We start from the raw sequence: 18,382 nt of genomic DNA, 5'->3' as shown, positions 1-18,382 counted from the left end.
TCAGGAGTTCACGCGGATGATCTCCTGCTGGTACGGCGCGATCACGCTCGACGAGATGCGGCAGTCCAGCAGCAGGAACGGGCGTTCTGCGGCCGGCTGCGCGGCCCACGCGGCGAGCCGGTCGAGGTCGCGCAGCGTGCGAACCACGACGCCCTCGGCGCCGACCGCTGCGGCGAGTCCGGCGAAGTCGACGTCGGGGATCAGCATCGGCGCGGTCGCCAGCCCCTTCAGCCCGTAGAGGTTCACCTCGGCGCCGTAGGCGCCGTCGTTCCACACCACCGCCAGGCCACGGCCGCCGGCGGTGCGCACGGCGCTCTCCAGATCGGCGATCGCCATCAGCCCCCCGCCGTCGCCCGTGGTCAGCACGATGGTCGCGTCGGGCTTGCGCGAGCGCGGCGCCCGGGACCGAGGGGAAGCCGAGGCCGATCGACTGGAACGCCGTGCCCACCATGATCATCCGGTCGGGGGAGGCGACCGGCCAGTACATGTTCGCCCAGCCGATGAAGTGGCCGCCGTCCGAGACGACGACGCGATCCTCCGGCAAGCGCCCCGATGCGCACGGCCACCGCCCGCGGGTCGAGGCGGCCGTCGGCGGCGTACTCCTCGCCCTGCTCGCGGGCCGTCAGCGCCGGCAGATCGATCTGCTCGCGCCAGCCGCGCGGCACGGCCCCGATCGCGTCGAGTTCGGCGACGAGGGCGGATGCCACGGTCGCCGCGTCGCCGCGGATGAAGCCGCCCACGTGCGCGTGCGTGGCGGCGGGCGCGACATCCACCTGCACCACGCGCGTGCCGGGGGCGAACAGCTCGCCGAAGCGCATCGTGAACTGGTTCAGCGCGGCGCCGAACACGACCGCGACATCCGCCTCGTGCACGAGTGCCATGCCCCCCTCGGCGCCGAACCCGCCCGCCACCCCCAGGTCGTAGCGGGCGTCGGGGAAGACGCCGCGACCCAGTGCCGTCGATGCCGTCACGGCGCCGATGCGGTCGGCCAGTGCCCCCAGCGGCCCGCTCGCCCCGGACAGCCAGGCTCCGCGGCCGGCGAGCAGGAACGGATGCTCCGCCCCCGCGAGCACCTGCGCCAGTTCGGCGATCTCGGCCCGGCCGAACGCGGTCGGGGCCAGGGGAGCGGGCAGGACCGGAGCGGGCGCATCCGGAACCGGGCCGGCCTCGAGCGCGGCGACATCATAGGGGATCGCCAGGACCGTCGGCACCCGGTAGGCCAGCGCATGCTCGATCGCGATGACCGTCGTGGCCGCCGCATCCGCTCGTCCCACGGTGTAGGTGCGCGCGCCGACCGCCGAGGCCATCGCGATCTGGTCCACGTCCCACGGCCGGGGCCCGCTGGTGGGCTCGTCGCCGACCACGAGGATGAGCGGGATGTGCGCCTGCACGGACTCGGCCAGGGCGGTCAGCGTGTTGGTGAATCCCGCGCCGTAGGTGGCGGTGGCCGCGGCGATGCGCCCGGAGGCGCGGAAGTGCGCGTCGGCGGCGACCACGCCGCCGGCCTCGTGGCGCATGGCGGTGTAGGTGGCGCCGGTGCCCCGCACCAGGGCGTCGAGCAAGTACGCATTGCCGTTGCCCATCACCCCGAACACGTGCTCGATGTGCGCGGCGAGGGTGGTGGCGACGTGGGCGGAGACGGAGGGCATGGCGAAGCCTTTCGAGACAGGGACGGATGCGGATGCCGTATGTGTCTCGCGCGCCGCGGTCATCGCGGTGGCTGCGTGCCCCTTTTCCGAGCACCGGCGGCGCGGGCCGCCCGACATCCCGATTCTAGTGCCGGTGGCCGGAACTGCGAGCACGGCCGCGACGGGATGCCGGGGAGGACCACCGGCCGCCCTCGCATGTGGCGCGGCCCTACGCGGGCAGACGAGACCTCTGCACTGGCAGTCAACCCTCCGTGCTTCGCGACGGCCGAGAATGGGAGCAGAGTGCGGTCGGATGCCGCGCCCCATCGACTTGACGAAGGAGACACCGATGTCTGAGCTCACGCCGGAAGAGACCGCGCTGCTGAACCGGGTCCAGGCCCCCGCGGGTCAGGGTCGTGAGATCCCGGATGCTGCGACCCGGGAGATCATCGGGCGGGCGCCGGAGCTGTCGGTCGCCGACCTGGACGACGCGATCGCACGCGCCAAGGCCGCGCAGTCCGGCTGGGAGGCGCTCGGGCACGCGCAGCGCAGCGCCCTGCTGCTCAAGGTCGCCGACGCGATCGATGCGAACGCCGAGCCGCTCGCACGCATCCTGTCGCGCGAGCAGGGCAAGCCGCTGAACGGTCCCAATGCCCGGTTCGAGGTCGGCGCGTGCTCCGCGTGGCTGCGCACCGCGGCATCCACGGTCCTGGAGCCCGAGGTGATCGTGGACGACGGCGAGACGCACGCCGAACTGCATTACCGCGCGATCGGCGTGGTCGGGGCGATCGGCCCGTGGAACTGGCCGATGATGATCGCGATCTGGCAGATCGCGCCCTCGCTGCGCATGGGCAACACGGTCGTGATCAAGCCCAGCGAGTACACGCCGCTGAGCGTGCTCGCGATGGTCGCGGTGATGAATGAGGTGCTGCCCGCCGATGTCCTGATCGCGATCTCGGGCGGCCGCGAGGTCGGCGCCCGGCTGGCCGCCCATCCCGACATCGACAAGGTGATGTTCACCGGGTCGACCGCGACCGGCCGCAAGATCATCGAGAGCTCGGCGGGAAACCTCGCCCGGCTCACCCTCGAGCTCGGCGGCAACGACGCCGGAATCGTCCTGCCCGGCACCGACCCGCAGGCGATCGCGCAGGACCTGTTCTGGGGTGCGTTCATCAACACCGGGCAGACCTGCGCGGCGCTGAAGCGCCTGTACGTGCATGACTCGATCTACGACGACGTCGTGGACGCGCTCAAGGGCATCGCCGAGCAGACCCCGATGGGTGACGGGCTCGACGAGGCCAACGTGCTGGGCCCGCTGCAGAATCGGCAGCAGTTCGACATCGTCAGCCGTCTCGTCGAGGACGCGAGGGCGAACGGCGGACGCATCGTCACCGGCGGCGCCCCGGCCACCGAGCTCGGCGAGCTGTTCTACCCGATCACGCTGGTGGCCGATGTCAAGGACGGCGACGCGCTCGTCGATGAGGAGCAGTTCGGGCCGGCGCTGCCGATCATCCGCTACTCGGACGTCGAGGATGCCGTCGCCAGCGCGAACCGCCTGAACGTGGGGCTGGGCGCCTCGGTGTGGGGCGACCGCGAACAGGCACGCGAGGTCGCCGCACGCGTGCAGGCCGGCACTGTCTGGATCAACTCGCACGGCGGCGTCCACCCGATGATCCCGTTCGGCGGCGTCAAGGGCTCCGGCTACGGACTCGAGTTCGGCGTCGAGGGCCTGAAGTCGGTCGCCGTCCCGCAGATCATCAACGGCTGAGCGAGGAAGAACATGACGACGACAGCGATCATCGTCGGCGGCGCCGGCGCGGCCGCGATCACCGCCGATGCGGCCGATACCGCGGCAGCCCGAGGCGTGGGAGGCGACGTGCCCACCCTCGCGTTCGAGCACGCCGGCGTGTGACGCCCGCGCGGCCGGGTCGTTCCCACAGGCCCCATCGACATCGGCGGTAACCTGCGCTGCATGAGGATGTCGCGCGCGCGACGGCAGTGGCTGCCTCGACCGCCTCTTCTGGATCGGGCTGATCCTGAAGGGCCTGGACGGCGTGCTCGAACTGATCGGCGGCGTCCTGTTCCTCGTGCTGACCCCGTCGCAGATCTCGCAGATCGTCCAGGTGCTCACGCAGCACGAGCTCTCAGAGGATCCCCACGACCTCATCGCGAACGCACTCGTGCGGTTCGCGGCATCCCTCGACGTGTCGGCCGCGCTGTTCGGCGCGATCTATCTGCTGCCGACGGGGCGGTGAAAGTCGTGCTCGTGGTCGCGGTGCTGCGCGATCGGCTCTGGGCGTACCCGTGGCTGATCGGATTTCTCGTCGTGTTCATCGGCTACCAGATCTACGACATGATCGTGCACTTCACGTGGGGGATGCTGGGGATCACGGTGTTCGACGTGTTCATCGTCGCGCTCACCCTGCGCGAGTACCGACTGCATCGGGCACGACATCATGCGCGTCACACCGAACGCAGCGGCAGCGCGCCCACTGACGGGCCGTGAGCGCCGCGGCGCTGATGCGGTAGAACGGTCTGGTGACGGGACCCGGCAGAGCCCGATCGGAGGCGCCCTCGCGCGTGCTCGCGCCGCGGTGTGGATCGCGCTGGCGCTGCCGGCCCCACCCGTGCTGCCCGCGCCCGCGCTACACGCTGGCTGACCTCGCGCGCCAGACCACCGAGCGCGGGTTCGTCGTGCCGGTGCTGGTGCTTGCGGCGACGACCGGGATGCTCGGGGTCGCGGTGGGCTCCCTTCCACTGCTGGGCACACGGCTCGGCCTCGATGCCGTGCTCAGCGCCGCGCCGGTCGCTGTGCTCGCGCTGGTTTCGGCCGCGAAGTGGGCGACGCGGGCGGACCTCTGCTCGTCGGCGCCGTCGGGACCGCGGCATCCCTCGCCGCCAGCTTCGGCGTGCTCGCCGTGATCACCGCCGCGATCGCGGTCATCGGCGTTGTGGGCCTGCGCCCGCCCCGCTGAGGGCTCCGGCGGGTGGAGCCGGCCTGCCCCCAGGTTCAGTCGCGCAGCGCACGGTTGACCAGCTCGGTGTCGGTGAACTCCATCTGCCGACGCAGGGATCACGTGGCCAGCGACGCCCGGAACTCGCTGGGCGCGACGCCGTATTCCGCCTTGAACGTGCGGCTGAAGTGCGCGGGGTCGGCGAACCCCCATCCGGCCGCGATCGCGGCGACCGGCCGGTCGGCGAGCAGCGGGTCGGTCAAGTCGCGTCGGCACTGCTCCAGGCGCCGCGACCGGATCCAGGTCGAGACCGTGGTGCCCTGCTCCTGGAACAGCCCGTGCAGGTGCCGGGTGGAGATGAAGTGCGCGGCCGCGATGGATGCCGGGGTCAGCTCGGCGGCGAGGTTGCCGTCGATGTGGGTGTGGATGCGCTGCATCAAGGCGCGGTGCGGATCGGCGGCATCGTCCAGCCCGAGCTCCTGGGAGAAGACCGTCGCGATCAGGTCGAGCGCGCTGTGGGCCAGGCGCGCGCCGACGGCACCGGTGAACTGCTCGAGGTTGGCGGCCAGCTGCGCCAGATAGGGGCCGACGACCGCACCCACACCCTCGCTGCCCGAGACGCGGACGGCCGTGAGCTCGCCGACCAGGTCGGTCGGGAGGCGGAGCAGGTGGCGGGGGAACATCGCCACCAGGGTGCGGAACTCGTCGTCGAACACGAGGGAGTACGGGCGGCTGGTGTCGTAGACCGCCAGGCTGCCCGGCTCGAGCACCGCCTCGCGGCCGTCTTGGACGAGCAGACCTCGCCCGGCCAGCATGAGGTTCACCTTGAAGAACGCGCGCTCGTCCCGGGCGATCAGCTGCGGCGTCCGTTCGACCACATGCGGTGTGGCCTGCACCTCGGTGAGGTGCACATCGTCGGCCCCGGCGGCGCGGATCACTCCGCCGAAGCGCTGAGCACGGGATGCCGTCACCAGCAGCGGGACGAAGGATTCGTTCACCGCAGCGCGGAACGCGGTCACATCGCGCGCGACATTGGTCGCGACCGGACCGGGCTTCGTGGTCGCCGACACGGGCATCATCACCTCGCACTCTGAGCGTTCCTGGCATTGTATACGATTCGGTGCGCCCTGCCCAGGGGTGCGGCGTGCCCGCGCGGACAAGGACCGTGCTCGCCCGGTCATGCACGACCAGGCGATTCGAGCCATGCTGGTGCTGGCGGGGTCACCCGAGTCCGCCCCGGCACCGAAGGAGCTGCCCATGTCTGCACCCACGACATCCACCACGCGCACCGCTGCGCACCGCCGCCTGGGCGTGATCGCGGTCGCCTTCATGATCGTCGCGGCCTCGGCCCCGCTGACGGTGGTCGCCGGCGGAGTGACGAGCTCGCTGTCGGTCACGCATGTCGTCGGCATCCCGTTCGGATACATCCTCCTGGCGGTCGTGCTGGGGATCTTCGCGATCGGCTACGCCGCGATGAGCCGCTTCATCACGAACGCGGGCGCGTTCTACTCCTACGTCGCGCAGGGCACGGGTCGCCCGATCGGCGTCGGGGCGTCGGTGCTCGCGCTGATCGCGTACAACGCGATGCAGATCGGCATCTGGGGGATGCTCGGGTTCCAGGTGTCCTCGTTCATCGAGCAGAAGACCGGGTGGGCCAGCCCGTGGTGGCTGTGGGTGCTGATCGGCATCGTCATCGTCGGCATCATGGGCGTGAACCGCGTCGACCTGTCGGCGAAGGTGCTGGGAGTCCTGGTCGCACTGGAGTTCGTCGTCGTGATCGTGTTCGACGTGATCGCTTTCGGGAACCCGGCGGAGGGGTTCACCGCGGCGCCGCTGACGCCGTCGGCGCTGTTCGTCCCGGGTGTGGGCGCCGCGCTCGCCTTCGGCATCGCGGCGTTCATGGGGTTCGAGTCCGCCGCGATCTACGGCGAGGAGTCGAAGGACCCCAAGCGCACGATCCCGCGCGCGACGTTCCTGGCCGTCTGCGTGATAGGTGTCTTCTACGCCCTCTCGTCCTGGGCGCTGACGCTCGCGGTCGGACCCGACAAGATCTCAGACCCCGCCGGCATCACCGCCGAAGAGGCCGGTCCGCCGCTGTTCTTCGACTTCGTCGCCGCGCACCTGGGTGTGATCTGGGTCGACATCATGTCGGTGCTGTTCATCACCAGCCTGTTCGCGGCCCTGGTCAGCTTCCACAACGCCGTCGCGCGGTACTCGTTCTCGCTCGGCCGCGAAGGCGTGCTGCCGGCCGTGCTGGGCACCGTCCGGGTGCGAAGCGGCGCGCCCTGGGCGGGCTCGCTGACCCAGAGCGTGGTGGCCGTGATCGTGATCGTCGGGTTCGCGATCGGCGAGCTGAGCTGGGACCCGGCCAGCGGACCTTTCGCGGTGCTCACGCTGTTCACCTGGCTGACGAACCTGGGTGCGTTCGGCCTGGTCCTGCTGATGGTGCTCGTCTCGATCGCAGTGATCGGATACTTCCGGCGCGACGCGCGGGACGTCGGCGTGGGCAGCCGCCTGGTGGCGCCGATCATCGCCGTGATCGCCCTGGGGGCGGTGTGGGTGCTGATCCTGGCGAACTGGAACGTCATGCTCGGGCAGACCGAGTCCACGCCGACCACGTTCATCCTGCCCGCCGTGCTGCTGGTGCCGTCCATCGCCGCGGTGTTCTGGGGAATGTGGCTGCGCAAGGCGCGACCCTCGGTGTACCGCCAGATCGGGCACGGCACCGAGCAGGAGCAGGCGGCGCGCCTGGGGGCGGATGACGTCGTCTGATCGCCGCCGTAGGATCGACGGTGTGACCGAGAAGCGCCATCCGCAGAGCGTCTATTCCGTGGGCGACGAGCCGGATCCGCGCTTCAGTCTCGCCAACGAGCGCACGTTCCTGGCTTGGATCCGCACCTCGCTCGCGCTGCTGGCCGTCGGGGTCGCGATCGAGGCGCTGAAGCTCGACATCCAGCCGGTCCTGCGCTTCATCGCCGCCGTCGTGTTCGTGCTGCTGGCCGTTCTCGCCGCGATCCACTCCTGGCTGTCGTGGGCCCGGCACGAGCGCGCGATGCGGCTCGGTCGCGCGCTGCCGGGGCCCTCGACCGGACCGGTGATCGTGATCGGGGTGGTGCTGGCCGTCCTGCTGCTGGTGGTCGGCCTGTTCCTATGACGGATGCTGCGCACGAGCGCCCGTTCGACCCCGGTCTGCAGACCGAGCGGACGCTGCTGGCCTGGCGGCGCACGTGTCTCGCGCTCGTGGTGGGCAACGCCGTCGCGATAAAGTACCTGATCGATGCGCTCGGGGGATGGGCGGCGCTGCTGGGTGTGGCGGGGATCGCGCTGGCGGGGATCGCCTGGGTGCTGTGCACGGTGCGCTATCGGCGGGTGCACCTCGGACTCGTCCGCGATCAGACGCTGGTCTCGGGCGGGCGGCTGCCGGCGCTGGTGGCCGCGGCGGTCGCCGTCATCTGCGTCGCGGCGCTGATCCTGCTGTTCACGCTGTGGCGCCCGTGGTGAGACCGGCCCGCACCGTGCTCCGACGGGCGGCGCCAGCGTGCGTGACGTCGCCGGCGACGTCGGAGCCCGGCGCGAGGATGTCAGAGTGACGATCACGCGCCGGGCCCCCGCCTCCCGCACCCGCCTGCTCGCCCAGCGCCTCCGGTCCCACCGGCTGTCGGCGCCGGCCGCCACCGTCGCGGAGGCCGCCGACCACATGCTGGCGGTGCAGGCGCAGGAGTTCTGGGGCGGGCGCTGGGCGCTGGCCGCCCGCACCCGCGGCGCTCCCACCCTCGCCGACGTGGACGCTCTGTTCGACGCGGGCCGGCTGGTGCGCTCCTGGACGATGCGCGGCACCATCCATATCGTCCCAGCGCGGGATCTGCCGTGGATGCTGTCGGTCACCGGTGCCCGGCAAGCTGCGCGCCGCGGCCGGCCGTCAGCGCCAGCTCGGCCTGGACGAAGAGAGCATGCGGCGCGCCGAGACCGCCGCGGTGGTGGCGCTGCGCGGTGGCGGGCGTCTGAACCGCGCCGAGCTGTTCGAGGTCTTCTCCGCAGCCGGGGTCGATCCGGGCGGGCAGCGGGGCTACCACCTGCTGTATGCACTCGGCGTGCGGGGCGTGCTGTGCCAGGGTCCGGTGGTGCGCCGCGAGGGCGCCATCGCGCGCGAGCAGTGCTTCGTCCTCGTCGACGAGTGGGTGACGGATGCCGTGACCCCGCCGGATCCGCTGGTCGAGCTGTTCGTCCGCTACATCGACGGGCACGGCCCGGCCGACGCGGGCGACTTCGCATGGTGGTCGGGACTGCCCCTGACCGTCGCGCGGCAGGCGGCTGCAGCATCCGCCGGTCGCCTCGTCGAGGTCGACGAGGACGTGTTCGTCGCGCGCGACCTGCCGCGCAGCCGGCCGCGCGCGCCGAGCGTGCTGGCGCTGCCGTCGTTCGACGAGTACTACCTCTCCTACCTCGATCGCTCTCGGGTGTGCGCTCCCGACGTTGCCGCGGTCGTCGGGCCGGCCAAGAACGGCATGGTGCGCCCGATCGTGCTCGCCCGCGGTGCGGTCGCGGGGGTCTGGGCGCACTCCAAGGCGGTCGGCCGACACGCGGACGACCCGGTGCCGGAAGCTGCTCGTCCCGGATGCCGCCACCGACGCCGAGGTCGCTGCGGCGCTGGAGCGCTACGCCCGATTCATCACGGGCTGAGGCATCCCGGCCGGGGCATCCGGACCGCAGGCATCACGGGAGGGCCGAGCGGGGCTGCGCCGGGCGCACCGGCTCAGGCGGGCGCGTGCTTGTCCAGGAAGGCGTACACCTCGCCGTCGTCCACGCCGGGGAACAGACCGCTCGGCAGCGGGCTGAACATCTGCATGTGCACCCGGGCGCTCGGCCAGGCGCGGCCCTCCCACCGGGTCGACAGCTCCCGTGAGGGGCGGCGGCAGCGCTCTCGTCCGGGCAGGTCGAGGTCGCCCGCGCGGTCGTCCCGCGGCCGCGGAACCATTTCGCGTCGTCGAACGGCACGCCCACGGTGATCGAGAACTCGCCGTTCGTGCTGGTCCCGGTCTGAGTCGCGCACCAGAACGTGCCGGCCGGGGTGTCGGTGTACTGGTAGTGCTCGACGGTGCGGTTCTGCTCGTCGAACGCCGATCGGGCGGAGAACTTCCGGCACACGGTCTGCCCCTCGACGGCGCCGGTGACATCCATCGGCAGCGGCAGATCGTCGTTCTCGTAGACCCGCGAGATCGCGCCCGAGCCGTCCACCCGCAGGAAGTGCAGCCGGATGCCCAGGTGCTGGGTGAGCAGGTTCGTCATCCGCATCCCGGCCGCCTCATGCGTGACCCCGAATGCGTCGCGGAAGTCCTCGACCGCCAGGTTGCGGTCCTTCTTGGCCTGCTGCAGGAACCCGACCGATGCTGTCTCGGGCATCAGGCAGGAGGCGGCGTAGTAGTTGATCTCCAGCCGCTGCCGGAGGAAGTCGGCGTAGTCGGTCGGCGGCGTGTGGCCGAGGAGCCGATGCGCCATCGCCTGCAGCGCCATCGAGCGCAGACCGTGGCCGCCGGGGATCGAGGCGGGTGGCAGGTAGATCCGCCCGTTCTCCAGATCGGTCACCGACCGGGCCGAATGCGGGAGGTCGTTGACATAGATCAGCTCGAATCCGAGCTGCCGAGGCCATGATGCTCACCGAGCGGTGGGTGAGCGCACCCGAAGTATGACCGGCCGCCTTCAACTGCTTCTCGGCGAGCTGCTCGATCTCGGGCAGGTAGTTGTTCTGCGTGCGCATGTGCAGCCGCAACCTCGGTGTTGGCCCGGCGCGCCTCTTCGGGGGTGGCGATGGCCTCGTGCTCGCGCCGCTGCAGTTCACGGTGCGAGCCCGAGCACGGACTCGATCATCTCGTCGCTGGTGCTCTTGGTGACCTTGATCGGCGGGATGCCGAGCCGCCGGAAGACCGGGCTGGTCTGCGCGCGGTCCAGCTCGATCTCCAGGGCGGCCCGGTGATTGGGCGGCTCCGCCGACAGCAGGTCCGTGACATCCGTCCCCGTCACCCGGGCGATCTCCTGCAGCAGCGAGAGCTTGGGCTCGCGCTTGCCGTTCTCGATCAGGCTGAGGTGGCTGCCGGCCACGCCGACCTGGGCGCCGAGCTCGTCGAGCGTGAGCCCGAGGGTGACGCGATGGTGACGGATGCGGTGGCCCAGAGTGCTGAGCTGGACGGAGGACGCCATTCCTTGAGGATAGCGAAAGAACCCGGCTTCTTTGCGCGCATTTCCCGGGAAAGACCCGCGATGACCTTGCGAGAGTGGAGGCAGCGAAGATCTGATCGTCCGATCCGATCCACCTGTCGACTTTTGGGAGCAGACATGGCCCTTGCCGAATCGTTCACCCGCACCGCCTCGAACGGCATCCGAGCCCTGCGTGACGTGCGCGAGTTCGGCAGCCGCCCGGACATCACCGGTCCGGGGATGCAGGAGCTCGTCGACTGGGTCGACGAGATCGCCGCGCTCACCCAGCCCGACCGCGTCCACTGGATCGACGGGTCTCGGGCCGAGAACGACGCCCTGCTGCGCCAGATGACCGACGAGGGCAAGCTGATCAAGCTCAACCCCGAGTGGCGGCCGGGCTCGTACCTGGCCCGCTCCGATGCGAAGGATGTGGCGCGCACCGAGGCGCGCACGTTCATCTGCTCGGCCACGGCCGACGACGCCGGGCCCACCAACAACTGGGCCGATCCCGCGCAGATGCGCGAGACCCTGAACGGGGTGTTCGCCGGCTCGATGCGCGGCCGCACCATGTTCGTGATCCCGTTCTCGATGGGCGCGGTGGGCGGGCCCCTGTCGCACATCGGCGTTCAGATCACCGACAGCGCCTATGCCGTGGCATCCATCGGCATCATGACCCGAGTGGGCGAGAGCGTCACGCAGCTGATCGCCGAGGGTGCGCCGTGGGTGAAGACGGTGCACTCGGTCGGCGCTCCGCTCGAGTCCGGGCAGCCGGATGTCGTGTGGCCGTGCAACGACGAGAAGTACATCGTGCACTTCCCCGACACGCTCGAGGTCTACTCCTACGGCTCCGGCTACGGCGGCAACGCGATCCTCGCGAAGAAGTGCTTCGCCCTGCGGATCGCCTCGGTCATCGGCCGGAATGAGGGATGGCTCGCCGAGCACATGCTGCTGATCCGCGTCATCTCGCCCGAGGGCAAGAAGTACCACCTGGCGGCGGCGTTCCCGTCCGCGTGCGGCAAGACGAACCTCGCGATGCTGCGGCCGACGATCCCCGGCTGGCGTGTCGAGACCCTCGGCGACGACATCGCCTGGCTGCGGCCCGGCGAGGACGGACGGCTGTGGGCGATCAACCCCGAAGCGGGTTTCTTCGGCGTCGCGCCCGGGACCGGCGAGTCGACCAACGTCACCGCGGTCGAGACGCTCTGGGGAAACACGATCTTCACGAACGTCGCGCTGCGCGCCGACGGCGATGTGTGGTGGGAGGGGCTGACCGACATCGTGCCCGAGGGCCTCACCGACTGGGAGGGCAACGCCTGGTCGCCCGACTCGGGACGCCCCGCCGCCCACCCCAACTCGCGCTTCACGGTCAGCGCGGCGCAGTGCCCGCAGATCGCCGACGACTGGGAAGAGGCCGTCCCGCTGGACGCGATCCTGTTCGGCGGCCGCCGCGCCACGAACGTCCCGCTCGTGGTCGAGGCCACCGACTGGACGCATGGAGTGTTCCTCGGCTCGACCATCTCCAGCGAGCGCACCGCCGCCGCCGAGGGGACGGTCGGCGAGCTTGCGCCGCGATCCGTTCGCGATGCTGCCGTTCTGCGGATACAACATGGCCGACTACTTCGGCCACTGGCTCAAGGTCGGGCAGAAGATGCGGTTCGACAAGGCGCCGCGCATCTTCCAGGTGAACTGGTTCCGCAAGGGCGCCGACGGCCGGTTCCTGTGGCCGGGCTTCGGCGACAATTCCCGTGTGATCGAGTGGATCGTCCGCCGTGTCGACGGTGCCGTCCCGGCCGTCGACAGCGCGATCGGCCGGCTGCCGCGCACCGAGGACCTCAACCTGGACGGACTGGATGTCTCCGCCGACGACCTCGCGGAGCTGTTCGCGGTCGACCCGTCGACCTGGGCGCAGGAGGCCGATCTCACCGAGGAGTTCTACGCGAAGTTCGACGGTCGCGTCCCGCCGGCGCTGCAGGCCGAGCTGTCGGCCCTGCGCTACCGCCTGAACCAGGCCTCCGCCGCCGCCACGTCCTGATCTCTCCTCGAGATCGTACGATTTGGCCGAGTGCACATCAGTCTTGACCGAGATTGGTGTGCACTCGGCGATTTGATGTGCAGTCGCGGCGCGGGTCGGGCGCAACGCGCGGGTCGGGCGCAACGCGCGGGTCGGGCGCAACGCGCGGGTCGGGCGCAACGCGCGGGTCGGGCGCAACGCGCGCCGGGCGCCCCGGGCGCGGGCGCGGTGGCGCAGGCCGCGGGTGCGGGCCGCCCCGACCCGCGCTACACCAGCAGCTGGTGCTTGGCCAGGTCGCGGTACAGGGGCGTGGACTCGACCAGCTCGGAGTGCGTGCCCTGACCGACCACCCGCCCGTGGTCCATCACCACGATGCGGTCCGAATCGACCACGGTCGACAGCCGGTGCGCGATCACGATCAGCGTGCGCCCCGTGGCCACCGCGTCGATGGCCTCCCGCATCCGCTGCTCGTTCAGGCCGTCCAGTGACGAGGTCGACTCGTCCAGCAGCAGGATCGGGGGAGCGGCCAGCAGCGCCCGCGCGATGGCCAGCCGCTGCCGCTCGCCTCCGGAGAGCATGACCCCCGCCTCGCCGACCTGCGCGTCGATGCCGAGCCGGCTTGCGCTCGATCACCTCCCCGAGGTTGACCGCCCGCAGCACGCGCTCGCAGTCGGCATCGGATGCCTCGGGTGAGGCCAGCCGCAGATTGTCGGCGATGGTGCCGGCCAGCGTCGGAGCATCCTGCTCCACATATCCGAGCTGGGCGCGCAGGGCGTCGCGATCCAGGGCGCGCACATCCTGCCCGCCGACGAGGATCGCGCCCCCGGTCGGGTCGTAGAACCGCTCGATCAGGGCGAGCGTGGTCGACTTGCCCGCCCCGGACGGCCCGACCAGCGCCACGCGAGTGCCGTGCGGCACCGTGAACGAGACGCCGTGCAGCACCTCACCCCCGGCATCCGTCGCCCGCTCGACCTCGTCCAGGCCCGAGGTGTCCACCCGCGCCGACTCGAGCAGCGCCAGCGCCTCGGACTCGGTCTTGCGGCGCGCCTCGACCACCGCGGCGGGGTACGCGAAGCGGACGTCGCGGAACTCGATCGCGGGGAAGGATGCCGCACCCTGGGCCGCGTCGCGCTCCGAGATGCGGAGATCTGACGAGACGAGGACGTTCTCGGCCGATCCGGTCCTCATTTCGGGAGATCTCCGCACCTCGTGCGCGGGCGAGCCGGCGACCCTCGCCGCGATCGCGGCATCGTCGGCGGTCTCGGTGGGCAGCTCCAGCACCTCCTGGATGCGGCCGAGCGCACCCAGGGCCTGGTTCACCGACATGATCGCGCCGAAGAACGTGCCCAGCGGCTGGATCAGCATGAACAGGAACATCACGAACGTGACCAGCGACGCGATCGAGATCGCGCCTGCGGCCACCCGGTACCCGCCCACGCCCAGCACCACCAGCAGCGACACCTGCAGCGCGATCCCGGCGATCGGCACGACCAGCGCCGACGCCTTGGCGATCCGCACGCCGACGTCGTACGTCTCGCGCGCCACCGTCGTGATCGCCGTCTGCTCGCGCTCGGCGGCGCCCGCGGCGCGGATGGTGCGGATCGACCCGACCGCCCGCTCGACCCCCGAGGCCAGCTCGCCGACCTTCTCCTGCTGCACCCGGGTGTGCCGGCGGATGCGGCCGGACAGCGTGCCGACCACCGCGACGGATGCCCCGATCACGATGAGGATCAGCACGAGCAGCGAGCGGATCGATGACGGCCATGGCGATCAGGGCCCCCAGGAAGATGAGCGAATTGCCCACGGCATCCGCCAGTCCCTGCGTGAGCACCGCGTACAGCAGCGTCGTGTCGGTGCCCACGCGCGAGACGATGTCGCCGGTGCGGCGCGCATCGAACTCGCTGATCGGCAGGTGCAGGATGCGGGCGATCAGGCGCCGTCGACTCGAGTACACGACCGCGGTACCCGTCCGCTCGAGCAGATAGTGCTGGTAGCCCGAGACGATGGATGCCGCGACCACCAGCGCGACGAGGATCCACACCAGCGATCCCAGCGGACTGCCGGACTGGACGCGGGCGATCACCTGGCCGACCACCAGCGGCTGCCCGAGGCTCGCGGCCGCGCCGACGATGCTCAGGACGATCACGATCGTGATCACGCCCCGCTGCTCGAATATGTACGGGCAGCAGCTGGCTGATGCTGGCGCGCGGGCCGTCCGGCTTGCCACGACGGAAGGGGGAGCGGCGTGCGGGAGCCTGCGTGGTGGCGGACATGGATGTCTCCAGGGGATGTGGCAGAGGATGTGACAGCGGATGCGACGATGACGAATCGGACGACAGCGATGGCGCCGGGTCTATCTTCGTCCGAATTTCTTATGAGCGGCCTGGCGCGTCACGGCGAGGGCATCGGCGATCGCCACCCAGGAGTAGCCCTGGTTGCGCGCGCGCCGCACCTGCTCGGCCTCGGCGCGGGCCAGCTCGGCCCGTGCTGCCCGCAGTCGCCGCAGTTCGGCCAGCGGCTCACCGCCCTCGGCTGCGCCGATCGCCGTGCGTGCTTCGTCACTCATGCTGTCAACCATAGTTGACACCTTTCGAGGATGTCAACTCAGGTTGACATCCTCGACGCCACCCGCGCTATCCGCGCTATCCGCGCTACGGCGAGACGAACCGACCCTCCTGGGCGTCGGCGGACGCCTGCTCCTTGAGCTTGAAGTGCTGCTTCTTGCCGGTCGCCGTGTACGGCAGCTCTGACACGAACGTGTACCGTCGCGGCCGCTTGTAGTCGGCCAGCTTCACGCTGGCGCGCAGGTGGGCGTCCAGCTCGGATGCCGCGGCCGCGACATCCGTCAGCGCACCATCCCGCGGCTGCACGTACGCGACGACCAGCTCGCCCCATTCCGGGTCGGGCAGTCCGACGACGATCGAGTCGGCCACCGACGGATGCGAGGCGAGCACCTCTTCCACCTGGACCGGGTGCACGTTCTCGCCGCCGGAGATGATCATGTCGTCCTTGCGGCCGACGATGGTGACGATCTCGTCCTCGTCCCAGCTGGCCAGGTCGCCGGGGTAGACCCAGCCGTCGCGGAACTTCTCCGCCTGTTCGTCGGGGTTGCCCAGGTACGCGTAGCCGGACTTCACCGACCGCATGATGATCTCGCCGATCTCGTGCCCGTCCTTGCGCGCCAGCTCGTCGGGGGCCGAGATCCGGTCGGTCTGGACCCGCACCACGGCGACGTCGTCGTCCAGGCAGGCGCGGCCGGCGGCACCGGCGGCCGCGGGCAGGTCGTCCGGTCGCAGATACGTGTTCCAGAACGCCTCGGTGGTGCCGTACCCGTTGGCGATCCGCGGGGTCAGCACGCGCTGGTAGCGCAGCGCCGCATCGTGGCTGAGCGGGGCGCCCATGGTGACGATGCCGTGCAGGCTGGACAGGTCGCGGGGCCGTGCCTCCTGCGCGTCCGCCAGGCGCTCCAGGTTGGTCGGTGCCCCGACCACATAGGTGAGGCGGTGCTCCTGGACCGCATCGAGCACGATCTCGGGGTCGAACTGTGGGAGCGTGACGACCTCGGCACCGACGAAGAACGCGGTGTTCGGACCGGCGCAGTAGTTGCCGCCGCGGTGGAACCAGGGCGACATGTTCATGGTCTTGTCACTCGGTCCGAGCGGGAAGTGCATCGTCACGTCGTGCGCGGTGAGCATCTCGTTCAGGCTCGTCAGCGGCACCGCCTTGGGCATGCCGGTGGTCCCGCTGGTGTACAGCCGGCTGGTCTCGTCCCAGGTGCTCGCGCCCTCGGGGGCGTGGAAGGATGCCGCGTCCGCGGCGATCAGGTCCTCGAACGGGATCGCACCCTCGACGAGCCCGTCGGATCCGCCGCCGACGGCCGCGAGGATGCGGGGTCGGTGCGCGGCGATCTCGAGCGCGGCCGTGACGTTCGCGGCATCCGTTCCGTCGTAGACGAACACCGCGGGCTTCGCGCCGTCGAGGATGTGCGCGGTCTCGGCCGGCGCCAGCCGGAAGTTCATCGGCGAGCTCACCGCGCGCAGGCCCTGCGCGGCGATGTACAGGAACGCGAACTCGGGGGTGTTCTTCAGCTGGTGGCAGACGATGTCGCCCACGCCGACGCCCCGGGATCGCAGCCCTGCGACGAGGCGCCCGGTGACGGCGCCGAGCTCGGCGTACGTCCACGACCGGCCCGTCGGCGGATCGGTGAGGGCAGGGCGACGCGCGTAGCGGTGCGTGTTCCGCGCGAACGCGGCCGCCCAGGTGAAGCCTCTCGAAGACCCGCTGCAAGCTCGCTCGGGTCGTATTCCGTGTTGCCGGCCATCTGATCACTCCTGACGACGTCGTGAGACTGTCGTCAGCTTATCCAGCCCCGGGCCGTGCGCGCGATCAGCGCCAGACATCCGCCGCGATGTCGACCACCGAGCGGATCTTGGCCCACTGCTCGTCCTCGGACAGCTCGTTGCCCTCTTCGGTCGAGGCGAACCCGCACTGCGGGCTCAGCGCCAGCTTGCTCCAGCGGCGCGTACGCGGTCGCCTCGTCGATGCGGCGCGTGATGTCGTCCGGATTCTCCAGCTGCCCGGTCTTGGTCGTCACCAGGCCCAGCACCACGGTCTTGTCGCCGGCCGGCAGGAACCGCAGCGGCTCGAACCCGCCGGCGCGGTCGCTGTCGTACTCGAGGAAGTAGCCGTCGTACTGCACCACGTCCAGCAGCTTGCCTCGGCGATCGGCTCATACCCGCCGGACGAGATCCAGGTGGAGCGGAAGTTGCCGCGACACACGTGCGTGGTGACGGTGAGGTCGTCGGGCTTGCCGGCCAGCACCCGGTTGAGGATGTCGGCGTAGCGCTCGGCGATGCCGTCGGTGTCGATGCCGCGCTCGCGCGCCTTGGCCAGCTCGGCGTCCGAGCACAGATAGGCCCACGCGGTGTCATCCAGCTGCAGGTACCGCGCTCCCGCGTCGTAGAAGGCCCCCAGCGCGTCGCGGTACGCCTGCACCAGGTCGTCGACGATGGCGTCCCGTCCGTCATATGCCGATTCGGCGATATGCCCCGGCTCGAGGCGGAAGTCGAGCACGGTCGGGGCGGGGATGCTGAACTTCGGCGTGGCTCCGGTGCGGGCCGCGGCATCCCGCACGTACCGGAAGTGGTCGAGGAACGGATGCTGCGCGTCGAACCGGATGGGGCCCGAGATCTCCACGCCGCGCGGCTTGGTCTGCACGCCCTGGAACTGGATGCCGTGGTCCAGCTCGACGATGTCGACGCCGCCGAGGAACCCGAGGAAGTCGAAGTGCCACCACGACCGCCGGAACTCGCCGTCGGTGGCCGGCTGCAGGCCGGCGTCGCGCTGGGCGCGCACCAGGTCGTCGATCGCGGCGTCCTCCACCGCGCGCAAGCCCGGCGTCGTCGAGCTCGCCGTCGGCGTGGCGGCGGCGGGCGGTCTTCAGGGAGGCGGGGCGCAGGAAGCTTCCGACGATGTCGGCGCGATACGGGGGAGTGGTCACCGTGCGATGGTAGAACGGCGCCGCGCCGGCCGCGGCATCCGCGTGTCATCCGGCGTCATGCGCGACGGCCGATCCGTGTCGGCGGTCTTGGTTAGAG

11 protein-coding genes and 6 pseudogenes are annotated in these 18,382 nt (G+C 70.8%); 9 read left to right on the top strand and 8 right to left on the bottom strand.

The features are described 5' to 3' along the window. A pseudogene (locus L2X98_RS04210) lies at window positions 1-1,649 on the bottom strand (thiamine pyrophosphate-binding protein). A gap of 328 nt (window positions 1,650-1,977) precedes the next feature. Between L2X98_RS04210 and L2X98_RS04205 the strand changes: the two are divergent. From L2X98_RS04205 to L2X98_RS04185, 4 genes and pseudogenes are all read left to right on the top strand, one after another. Then, window positions 1,978-3,396, top strand: a complete 1,419-nt coding sequence (locus L2X98_RS04205) for an aldehyde dehydrogenase family protein (RefSeq protein ID WP_259612419.1) — start codon at window positions 1,978-1,980, stop codon at window positions 3,394-3,396. Window positions 3,397-3,408: 12 nt separating this feature from the next. Beyond that, complete coding sequence (locus L2X98_RS04200; RefSeq protein WP_259612418.1) at window positions 3,409-3,540, top strand: hypothetical protein; 132 nt, start codon at window positions 3,409-3,411, stop codon at window positions 3,538-3,540. Between the two features lie 142 nt (window positions 3,541-3,682). Then, window positions 3,683-4,134: pseudogene (locus L2X98_RS20030) on the top strand (DUF2127 domain-containing protein). A gap of 331 nt (window positions 4,135-4,465) precedes the next feature. Next, on the top strand, window positions 4,466-4,603 hold the full coding sequence (locus tag L2X98_RS04185; RefSeq protein WP_259612416.1) for a hypothetical protein: 138 nt from the start codon (window positions 4,466-4,468) through the stop codon (window positions 4,601-4,603). A 98-nt stretch (window positions 4,604-4,701) separates the two neighbouring features. Here the strand turns inward: L2X98_RS04185 and L2X98_RS04180 are convergent, their stop codons facing one another. Then, window positions 4,702-5,658: an AraC-like ligand-binding domain-containing protein gene (locus L2X98_RS04180; RefSeq protein WP_259613186.1), complete on the bottom strand. Its 957-nt coding sequence runs from the start codon at window positions 5,656-5,658 to the stop codon at window positions 4,702-4,704. A gap of 181 nt (window positions 5,659-5,839) precedes the next feature. Here L2X98_RS04180 and L2X98_RS04175 point away from each other — a divergent pair, with 181 nt between their 5' ends. The 4 genes and pseudogenes from L2X98_RS04175 to L2X98_RS20025 form a co-directional block, all read left to right on the top strand. Beyond that, the gene (locus L2X98_RS04175; protein ID WP_259612415.1) at window positions 5,840-7,354 is read left to right on the top strand and encodes an APC family permease; all 1,515 of its coding nucleotides are present in this window, start codon (window positions 5,840-5,842) and stop codon (window positions 7,352-7,354) included. 22 nt (window positions 7,355-7,376) lie between these two features. Then, window positions 7,377-7,736, top strand: coding sequence for a YidH family protein (locus L2X98_RS04170; RefSeq protein WP_259612414.1), 360 nt, complete (start codon window positions 7,377-7,379; stop codon window positions 7,734-7,736). After that, window positions 7,733-8,083, top strand: coding sequence for a DUF202 domain-containing protein (locus tag L2X98_RS04165; RefSeq protein WP_259612413.1), 351 nt, complete (start codon window positions 7,733-7,735; stop codon window positions 8,081-8,083). The genes L2X98_RS04170 and L2X98_RS04165 overlap by 4 nt, the downstream gene beginning before the upstream one ends. Before the next feature lie 196 nt (window positions 8,084-8,279). Continuing rightward, window positions 8,280-8,957, top strand: a pseudogene (locus L2X98_RS20025) (DNA glycosylase AlkZ-like family protein); the annotation flags it as partial. Window positions 8,958-9,335: 378 nt separating this feature from the next. On the opposite strand, the pseudogene L2X98_RS04155 reads toward L2X98_RS20025, so the two are convergent. Further along, window positions 9,336-10,777: pseudogene (locus L2X98_RS04155) on the bottom strand (helix-turn-helix domain-containing protein). A 135-nt stretch (window positions 10,778-10,912) separates the two neighbouring features. Here L2X98_RS04155 and L2X98_RS04150 point away from each other — a divergent pair. After that, a pseudogene (locus L2X98_RS04150) lies at window positions 10,913-12,806 on the top strand (phosphoenolpyruvate carboxykinase (GTP)). Window positions 12,807-13,051: 245 nt separating this feature from the next. On the opposite strand, the pseudogene L2X98_RS04145 reads toward L2X98_RS04150, so the two are convergent. The 5 genes and pseudogenes from L2X98_RS04145 to L2X98_RS04125 form a co-directional block, all read right to left on the bottom strand. Then, window positions 13,052-15,058 (bottom strand): annotated as a pseudogene (locus tag L2X98_RS04145) (ABC transporter ATP-binding protein). A gap of 80 nt (window positions 15,059-15,138) precedes the next feature. Next, on the bottom strand, window positions 15,139-15,351 hold the full coding sequence (locus L2X98_RS04140) for an AsnC family protein (RefSeq protein WP_259612412.1): 213 nt from the start codon (window positions 15,349-15,351) through the stop codon (window positions 15,139-15,141). 85 nt (window positions 15,352-15,436) lie between these two features. After that, window positions 15,437-17,089: a class I adenylate-forming enzyme family protein gene (locus L2X98_RS04135; protein ID WP_259613185.1), complete on the bottom strand. Its 1,653-nt coding sequence runs from the start codon at window positions 17,087-17,089 to the stop codon at window positions 15,437-15,439. A 50-nt stretch (window positions 17,090-17,139) separates the two neighbouring features. Further along, window positions 17,140-17,487: a hypothetical protein gene (locus L2X98_RS04130; protein ID WP_259612411.1), complete on the bottom strand. Its 348-nt coding sequence runs from the start codon at window positions 17,485-17,487 to the stop codon at window positions 17,140-17,142. Continuing rightward, complete coding sequence (locus L2X98_RS04125) at window positions 17,376-18,176, bottom strand: uroporphyrinogen decarboxylase/cobalamine-independent methonine synthase family protein (RefSeq protein ID WP_259612410.1); 801 nt, start codon at window positions 18,174-18,176, stop codon at window positions 17,376-17,378. Before L2X98_RS04125 ends, L2X98_RS04130 begins: the two co-directional genes overlap by 112 nt. Window positions 18,177-18,382 lie beyond the last annotated feature (206 nt).

The sequence above is a fragment of the Microbacterium elymi genome (genome assembly GCF_021582895.2).
GTDB classification, from domain to species: domain Bacteria; phylum Actinomycetota; class Actinomycetes; order Actinomycetales; family Microbacteriaceae; genus Microbacterium; species Microbacterium humicola.
Note: the sequence above shows the minus strand (reverse complement) of the source record. Positions and strands in the feature narration are given on the sequence as shown.